The sequence below is a fragment of the Aminobacter sp. P4_H6_2 genome, from assembly GCF_056400805.1.
Genome location: NZ_JBFUKO010000385.1, coordinates 1 through 5,147, shown reverse-complemented (window position 1 = coordinate 5,147; position 5,147 = coordinate 1). Strand labels below are relative to the sequence as shown.

General features: G+C 63.2%; 4 protein-coding genes and 2 pseudogenes. 4 read left to right on the top strand and 2 right to left on the bottom strand.

Annotated elements, in window-relative coordinates:
* Nucleotides 1-559: GntR family transcriptional regulator (locus AC1DUU_RS22385; protein WP_476785587.1), on the bottom strand; the 559-nt coding region annotated here is incomplete at its 3' end.
* A gap of 53 nt (nucleotides 560-612) precedes the next feature.
* Here AC1DUU_RS22385 and AC1DUU_RS22380 point away from each other — a divergent pair.
* The 3 genes from AC1DUU_RS22380 (at nucleotide 613) to AC1DUU_RS22370 (ending at nucleotide 4,147) form a co-directional block, all read left to right on the top strand.
* Nucleotides 613-1,143: an Lrp/AsnC family transcriptional regulator gene (locus AC1DUU_RS22380; protein ID WP_476785586.1), complete on the top strand. Its 531-nt coding sequence runs from the start codon at nucleotides 613-615 to the stop codon at nucleotides 1,141-1,143.
* Between the two features lie 114 nt (nucleotides 1,144-1,257).
* Nucleotides 1,258-2,748: an NAD-dependent succinate-semialdehyde dehydrogenase gene (locus AC1DUU_RS22375; RefSeq protein ID WP_476785585.1), complete on the top strand. Its 1,491-nt coding sequence runs from the start codon at nucleotides 1,258-1,260 to the stop codon at nucleotides 2,746-2,748.
* Nucleotides 2,749-2,773: 25 nt separating this feature from the next.
* Nucleotides 2,774-4,147, top strand: coding sequence for an aminotransferase (locus tag AC1DUU_RS22370; protein ID WP_476785584.1), 1,374 nt, complete (start codon nucleotides 2,774-2,776; stop codon nucleotides 4,145-4,147).
* A gap of 65 nt (nucleotides 4,148-4,212) precedes the next feature.
* Here AC1DUU_RS22370 and AC1DUU_RS22365 read toward each other — a convergent pair.
* Nucleotides 4,213-4,355: pseudogene (locus tag AC1DUU_RS22365) on the bottom strand (IS6 family transposase); the annotation flags it as partial.
* Between the two features lie 181 nt (nucleotides 4,356-4,536).
* Here AC1DUU_RS22365 and AC1DUU_RS22360 point away from each other — a divergent pair.
* Nucleotides 4,537-5,147: pseudogene (locus AC1DUU_RS22360) on the top strand (IS6 family transposase); the annotation flags it as partial.

Below are 5,147 nucleotides of genomic sequence, written 5' to 3'. Positions count from 1 at the left end.
CGGTCGATCCGGGCGGCGCCACGCTCATCAATGCAACCGTCATCGCCGCGGTCGCCCCATTGGTCAGAGTGACGTTCTGGGCCGATGCGGCGATACCGCATTCCCTCAGCCATTCCACCGCAATAGCGCGGTGGCGCGGGAAAACGACGTTCGGACGGAATGACAAAGCAGAGCTCGACGGCAGATGCTGTCCCAGCCAGGTCAACGCCTGCTTCAGCCGCTCGAGATGCATCGGCTCGCAGACGGGCTTCAGGATCGACAGGTCGATCACCTCGCCCAGCCGCTCCGGCAGATAAGGCGGCTCGACCTCGCGCCGCGCGGTCTGGACGAAACTGCCGCGCCCGACCTCGCCGGAGATCAGCCCGCGCCGGATCAGCTCCTCATAGGAGCGGCTGACCGTCTGCACCGACAGGCCGAGCTGGTAGGCGAGCTTGCGGTGAGTCTGCAGGCGCGTGCCGTTCGGCAGCCGGCCGTCATGGATGGCGCGGGCGAACTGGTCGGCCAGCGAGAGATAGGCGGGGCGCTTGAGGAGGCCAGGGTCGGGCTGCCAGATTGTCATGACTTATTAGAGATCGAAATCAGTGCAATTGACAATGGGTCAAAGCCGATCTCATGGTCGCGCATGCGCAGTTTACACAGGCCAGCATGATCAAGCTCGACGCCATCGACCTCAAGATTCTCGACGCGATCCAGCGCGACGGACGCATCACCAAGCTGGCGTTGGCCGAGAAGGTCGGCCTGTCGCCGACGCCCGCCTGGCTGCGGCTGCGCAAGCTGGAAAAGGCCGGCATCGTCAGCGGCTATAATGCATCGCTCGAACTGCGCGCCGTGGCGCCGATCGCAACTGTGCTGGTCGAGGTGACGCTGCGCAGTCACCGCCAGGCGGATTTCGACCGTTTCGAGCGGGTCGTCCGCAAAACGCCCGAAATCGTCTGCTGCTGGTCGGTCGGCGGCGGCATCGACTACATGCTGAAGATCGTGGCACGCGACATCGACGCCTACCAGCGTCTCGTCGACGGGCTGCTCGAGTGCGAGATCGGCATCGACCGCTACTTCACCTACATCGTGACGCGGACAGTGAAGGAAAATGAACCTGTCCCGGTCGGCGGCCTGCTGGCCGACAGAGGCACGCAATCGCAATAGATAATCTCTCTAAGAAAGCTCGGTCTGGCAGCCAAATCGCCTGCATCGGGCAGCGGGTTTGGACCATCCTACTGGTTCCGCGCGGCTATCATCGGTCATCTCATGGAGGTTCCGATGACCGCACGACTTGCAGCCGCACACAGCAGCGACCTTGACCATCTCGCCGACCACCGGTTGCTGCGCCAGCTCGCCTATGTCGATGGCAAGTGGACGGCCGGCTCAAAGGTAGCCTCCTTCGACGTGAGGGATCCGGCAAATGGCGCCGTTATCGCCAATGTCGCAGCTTTAGACGCCAGCCAGACCGGAACCGCCATCGATGCAGCGTATGCCGCCTTTCCGGCATGGCGCGGCCTCCTGCCGCAACAGCGGGCAGCGATTCTGCGGCGCTGGTTCGAGCTCATCGTCGCCGCCAGGGAAGACCTTGCGCTGATCATGACGCTGGAACAGGGAAAGCCGCTGCAGGAATCGCGCGGCGAGATCGACTACGCAGCCTCCTTCATCGAGTGGTACGCCGAGGAGGGCAAGCGGCTCAACGCCGAGAGCGTCACCAGCCATCTTGCCGGCGCCGAGATGATGGTGCGGCGCGAGGCGGTCGGGGTAGTCGGCGTGGTGACGCCGTGGAATTTCCCCTCCGCCATGCTGACCCGCAAGGCTGCCGCGGCCCTTGCCGCCGGCTGCACGGTTGTCGCGCACCCGTCCTCCGAAACACCGCTCTCGGCGCTCGCGCTGGCAGAACTCGGCGAGCGCGCCGGCATTCCCCCCGGCGTCTTCAACGTGGTCACCGGCGATGCCGCCACCATCGTCGGCGAGCTGTGCCGCGACGCCCGCGTTCGCGCGCTGAGCTTCACCGGCTCGACTGAGATCGGCCGGCTGATCGCCGCGCAATGCGCGCCGACGATGAAGCGTCTCGTCATGGAATTGGGCGGCCAAGCGCCGCTGATCGTGTTCGACGACGCCAATCTCGACCGCGCCGTCGACATCGCCATCGACGCGAAGTTCGCCACGTCTGGCCAGGATTGCCTCGCGGCCAATCGCATCTATGTGCAGCGCGGCCTCTACGAGACATTCTGCGATGCCTATTCCAAACGCATCGCCGCGCTGAAGGTCGGCCCCGGCGTTGACGAAGCCTCCGAGATCGGCCCGCTGATGCACGCGCGGGCGCTCGCCAAGGTCGAAAGCCAGGTGGCCGATGCGCTCGCCAAGGGCGCGCGCATCCGGACCGGCGGAAAACGCTCGGCGCAGGGCGCGCTGTTTTTCGAGCCGACGCTGCTCGCCGACGTTGCGGACACAGCCGAGATCATGCGCGACGAGACGTTTGGGCCGGTGGCGGCCGTCACCCCCTTCGACAGTGAGGCGGAAGTCGTCGCGCGCGCCAACGACACCGAATACGGCCTCGTCGCCTATGTCGTGACTGAGAACGGCGCGCGTCAGCTGCGCATGGGCCGTGCGCTCGACTACGGCATGGTCGCGATCAACCGCGTCAAGATCACCGGCGCCCCGATTCCCTTCGGCGGCGTCAAGCAGTCCGGCCTTGGCCGCGAAGGTTCCCGTCACGGCATCGAGGCGTTCACCGACCTCAAATATCTCTGCCTCGACGCCGCCTGATCCGATTTCACTCAAGGAGTTTCACATGCTCGATCCGTCCAACGAACGCACCGCCTGGGACCGCGATCATTTCTTCCATCCCTCGACCCACATGGGAATGCATGCGCGCGGCGAAACCCCGACCCGCGTCATGGCTGGCGGAGAAGGCGTCTACATCACCGACGTGACAGGCCGCAAAAGCCTCGACGCCTTCGCCGGCCTGTACTGTGTCAATGTCGGCTATGGCCGCCAAAAGATCGCCGATGCGATTGCCGCGCAGGCCAAGGAGCTTGCGTACTACCACGCCTATGTCGGCCACGGCACCGACGCCTCGATCCAGCTTGCCAAGATGATTATCGACCGCGCGCCGGCCGGCATGTCGAAGGTGTATTTCGGCCTCTCCGGCTCGGACGCCAACGAGACCAACATCAAGCTGATCTGGTACTACAACAACGTGCTCGGCCGCCCCGAGAAAAAGAAGATCATCTCGCGCTGGCGCGGCTATCATGGCTCGGGCGTGATGACCGGCTCTTTGACCGGCCTGCATCTGTTCCACAACGCTTTCGACCTACCGCGTGCGCCGATCCTGCACACCGAGGCACCCTATTACTTCCGCCGCGAGGACCGGTCGATGAGCGAGGAGCAGTTCTCGCAGTTCTGCGCCGACAAGCTGGAGGAAATGATCCTGGCCGAAGGGCCCGACACGGTTGCCGCCTTCATCGGCGAGCCGATCCTGGGCACCGGCGGTATCGTGCCGCCGCCCGCCGGCTACTGGCAGAGGATCCAGGCGGTGCTGAAGAAGTATGACGTGCTGCTCGTCGCCGACGAGGTCGTCACCGGCTTCGGCCGTCTCGGCACGATGTTCGGCTCGGGCCACTACGGCATCAAGCCGGACCTGATCACCATCGCCAAGGGTCTGACCTCGGCCTATGCGCCGCTGTCCGGCGTCATCGTCGCCGACGCGATGTGGCAGGTGCTGGTGCAGGGTTCGGACACGCTCGGGCCCATCGGCCATGGCTGGACCTATTCGGCCCACCCGATCTGCGCCGCTGCGGGCGTAGCCAATCTCGAGCTGATCGACGAACTCGGCCTGGTGGAGAACGCGGGTTCGACCGGCGCCTATTTCCGCGAAGAACTAGCGAAAGCCGTCGGCGGTCACGCCAATGTCGGCGACGTGCGCGGCGATGGCATGCTGGCCGCCGTCGAATTTATCGAGGACAGGGACGATCGCAAGTTCTTCGAACCATCGCAAAAGATTGGACCGCAGGTCGCGGCCGCGCTGCTGGAACGCAACGTGATTGGCCGCGCCATGCCGCAGGGCGACATTCTCGGCTTCGCGCCTCCGCTTTGCCTGACCCGCGAGGAAGCAGACATCGTCGTCGTCGCGGCAGCCGATGCGATCCGGGCGGTTCTTCGCTAAGGCATGTCGCTTTGGTTCTGTTGCAACGGCTGAATGGAGCGCAAGAGCACCCGGCACGAGGGCAATTATGCGGCAACAATTTTGAACTGCCCGGCCAGAGATGGATTCGGATTAAACGCGTATCTCGCCTATCGTCTGCGCATCATGTGGACCATTTCAATGCCGCCCAGGAGATCGCGGTTGATGTCGGTGATTTGAAGCCGAGCATCGATCAGACGCGGCTCTTGAACGCCGATGGTCCTACTCGAGCAGGTTGTTATCAGGCATGAATAGGCGCGACGCGCCAATCCGGGGTCAGAACAAGTGCTACTCAAAATCGTACGCTAAGGTTGAGCGGAGGGCTTGTCACATAAACCAAGTATCAGGACTTGCGGTATAGACGCGGAGGTATGACCACGGCCGTCAGCTACAAGCGCCATCGTTTCCCACCCCAGATTATCGCGCACGCGGTCTGGCTCTATTTCCGGTTCCCATTGAGCCTGCGCCTGGTCGAAGAATTGCTGCTGGAGCGTGGGATCGTTGTCTCCTACGAAACGATCCGCCGATGGGCAAAGAAGTTCGGGGCCGGACTACGCTAGCAGACTGCGTCGCAAGCAGGCGCGCCGCGATGATATCTGGCACTTGGACGAAGTCGTCGTCACCATAGCCGGCCGCAATCACTGGCTGTGGCGGGCTGTCGATCAGGACGGATACGTGCTCGACGAGATCGTTCAGAACCGGCGTAATACCAAAGCCGCCAAGCGATTGCTGACTCGGCTGTTGAAGAAGCAGGGGATGGCGCCAAAGCGGATGATCACAGACAAGCTACGTTCTTAAGGAGCGGCAAAGCGCCAGATCATGCCGAACGTCGAACACCGCTCCCACAAAGGCTTGAACAATCGGGCCGAGAATTCCCATGTACCGCTGCGCAAACGAGAGCGGGTGATGCAAGGATTTCGATCATCGGGAGGCCTTCAGCGCTTCGTCTCGATCTTCTCAACCCTCAGAAATCTCTTTGTTC

Excerpts from the sequence above, each read along its gene's own strand:
- AC1DUU_RS22380 (WP_476785586.1), top strand. The coding sequence starts at position 613 with ATGGTCGCGCATGCGCAGTTTACACAGGCCAGCATGATCAAGCTCGAC.
- AC1DUU_RS22375 (WP_476785585.1), top strand. The coding sequence starts at position 1,258 with ATGACCGCACGACTTGCAGCCGCACACAGCAGCGACCTTGACCATCTC.
- AC1DUU_RS22370 (WP_476785584.1), top strand. The coding sequence starts at position 2,774 with ATGCTCGATCCGTCCAACGAACGCACCGCCTGGGACCGCGATCATTTC.